Raw genomic sequence first — 2,612 nt, 5'->3', positions numbered from 1 at the left:
TGATGGGTCATTTCAGCATTAAGGGCAGCTTCAACGCTGATCTTTTTCAGCAGGCGATCAAACTGGTTGAGATCGTCAGGGGTTTTGAGATTTTTGGCCAGCTCGTTAGCCAGAGCCTGTAACTGTTTTTCGTCCATAAAGTAACCTGCTTTTGATGTTGGATTGAACATATCAAAATCAGGCAATTACGCAATCTCGTGTACAGGCTCCCCCCAGCACCTTAATCAAGGCTGTTACAGCCTGAAATCACCTTCACCAACGCATTTCTTCGATTGGTCATTCCCCACCCGCTTGCCGTCATGACGAACGGCGCAGTTGCCTAATTTTAGCAGAGGTAAATCATCATGGAGGCGTATACATTTACGCTAGGTAAAGCATGTATTTTTCTTGGTATTTCTCGCCCAACAGCAAAGAGTTGGATCAGCTCTGGACGGCTTGTTGCCACTCGCAAAAATCCCTCCAAGCCTAAGTCACCTTATCTCATTACTCCGCAGGCATGTATTGCGGCTCTTAACAATCCTATGCACACTGTCGCTGTGAGCGTGGTTGATGCACATGAGGAGAAAAAAGCATGTCATTATTCCGCAGAGGTAACGTCTGGTACGGCAACTACACGACGCCGGGCGGCAAGCGTATTAAAGAATCTCTTGGAACAACGTACAGAAAACAAGCTCAGGAGTTCCACGACTGTCGAAAAGCTGAACTATGGCGGATAGATAAGCTGGGTGACTTTCCCGAGGTAAGTTTCTATAAAGCTTGTCTGCGCTTGCTTGAAGAGAAATCGCATAAAAAATCCCTTGATACCGACAAGGGCCGCATTGGATTCTGGCTTGGCTTTGTTGAATAAATAGAACTTTTGGGTAATCATCGGAGCAGATCACCACAGTTGTTTCAAAATCAGGTCTCCATGGCAAAACAAAATTTTAAAATCACCAACTGGCCCTCTTATAACAAAGCCTTCTGGCTTATGCATTTTGAAGGCTTTTTGCTTAAAAATATCACGGAGGCGAAAATTTATGCAGCCGTGAGTAATATGAAGAACAGAAAATCTGAAGCACACTGGCATCAAAAAGCGGCGGCTATGAGTAAAAAAAGGATCGACATTGGTGACCATACGCCAGAGCCGGTTTCTACTTCAACAAAAGCCAAGCACCTTGCATTGATGAAATCTATCATGCGAGCAGCTGAACGTGAATGGAAGTGGATAGAAAAATCACCTGTTATCAAGGTTCCACAAGAGAGAAATAAGCGGGTACGGTGGCTCGAGCCCGCAGAAGCCCAAAGGATGATTGAAGAATGCCCCGCCCCTCTTAAGTCTATCGTAGAATTCGCGTTATCAACAGGTCTTCGTCGTTCTAACATTGTCAACCTAAAGTGGCAGCAAGTAGATATGCCGCGCAAGGTCGCTTTGGTTCATCCGGAAGATAGTAAGTCAGGGCGAGCTTTCGGAGTTGCGCTGAATGATATGGCATGTGCAGTGCTGAGACGGCAGATAGGCCATCATCATAATTTAGTGTTTGTTCACACAACAGCAGTTAAAAGAAATGATGGCACGGCTACAGCATCAGTACGGAAAATGCGTGTTGATTCAAATACGGCTTGGAGAGCAGCGCTGAGACGTGCAGGAATTGAAAACTTCCGATTTCATGATCTGCGTCATACATGGGCAAGCTGGTTAGTTCAGTCAGGTGTCCCCCTGTCTGCATTGCAGGAAATGGGAGGCTGGGAAAGCATAGAAATGGTACAGCGATATGCGCACCTAGCTCCAAACCATCTCACAGTGCATGCACGGCAAATTGATACGATTTTTAGCGGTCGCGTCCCAAATCCGTCCCACTTTGAAAAGGCGGCTATTGAAAAATAGTCTAACAGATTGATTTTATTGGTACGCACTGTAGTATTCTAACCTACGACCTACGACCTACGACCTACGACCTACGACCTACGGCTTAGAAGAACGTAGAATTAAATATAACTTATTGTAATTAATGGCTTATCCTGCATTCACAGTGACAAAATAGGCAAATGAAAGCATATTGATGACGCTATCATGTCACTATAGTGACGTCACCAATATGACACTTTCAAATACTCATCACTACCGACTATCAGCCTGGTTATAAACCTCATCCCCGGCGCGTTTTCCTACCGTAATCACCAGCAACAGAACCCGATCATCGCAAACTTCGTACACAAAACTATATCCTGACGATCTCAGCTTGATTTTATTCAACAAAGCTACCCGCTGGCATAAGTCTAAGCTAGAACAGTTCTCGCAGTGGCACTGACAGTCACCCCAGCTCGTTGAGGACCGGGATTTCTATGGAATACCGTAACCTGACCAAGGTATACTGTGCCAATGACAACATCCTCACTCTCACAACATGACTCGCTGTTCAAAAAGTTCCTCGGCGATATAGCTGTAGCACGTGACTTTCTGGAAATCCATCTTCCGCCCCACCTGCGTGAACGCTGCGACTTCAGTACGTTGGCAATGGAGTCGGGCAGCTTTATCGAAGACGACCTGCGCACCCAGTGTTCGGATATGCTGTATTCCGTGCAGACAAAAACGGGGAAAGGTTATGTCTACACATTGATCGAGCACCAGAGTA

Annotated in this window: 1 protein-coding gene and 4 pseudogenes; 3 read left to right on the top strand and 2 right to left on the bottom strand. The window is 45.8% G+C overall.

The genetic code is table 11. From position 1 onward, the window contains the following. A pseudogene (locus QZ506_RS10275) lies at positions 1–137 on the bottom strand (IS256 family transposase); the annotation flags it as partial. Between the two features lie 434 nt (positions 138–571). Here QZ506_RS10275 and QZ506_RS21565 point away from each other — a divergent pair. Continuing rightward, positions 572–832: pseudogene (locus tag QZ506_RS21565) on the top strand (integrase); the annotation flags it as partial. A 126-nt stretch (positions 833–958) separates the two neighbouring features. After that, positions 959–1,864, top strand: a pseudogene (locus QZ506_RS10260) (site-specific integrase); the annotation flags it as partial. Positions 1,865–2,098: 234 nt separating this feature from the next. Here QZ506_RS10260 and QZ506_RS10255 read toward each other — a convergent pair. Further along, a pseudogene (locus tag QZ506_RS10255) lies at positions 2,099–2,227 on the bottom strand (type II toxin-antitoxin system RelE/ParE family toxin); the annotation flags it as partial. Positions 2,228–2,359: 132 nt separating this feature from the next. Between QZ506_RS10255 and QZ506_RS10250 the strand changes: the two are divergent. Then, positions 2,360–2,612: Rpn family recombination-promoting nuclease/putative transposase (locus QZ506_RS10250; protein ID WP_291970891.1), on the top strand; the 253-nt coding region annotated here is incomplete at its 3' end.

It is taken from the genome of Candidatus Symbiopectobacterium sp. (assembly GCF_020054415.1).
Classification (GTDB): domain Bacteria; phylum Pseudomonadota; class Gammaproteobacteria; order Enterobacterales; family Enterobacteriaceae; genus Symbiopectobacterium.
The sequence above is the reverse complement of the archived record's forward strand: the minus strand, read 5'-3'. Positions and strand labels throughout refer to the sequence as shown.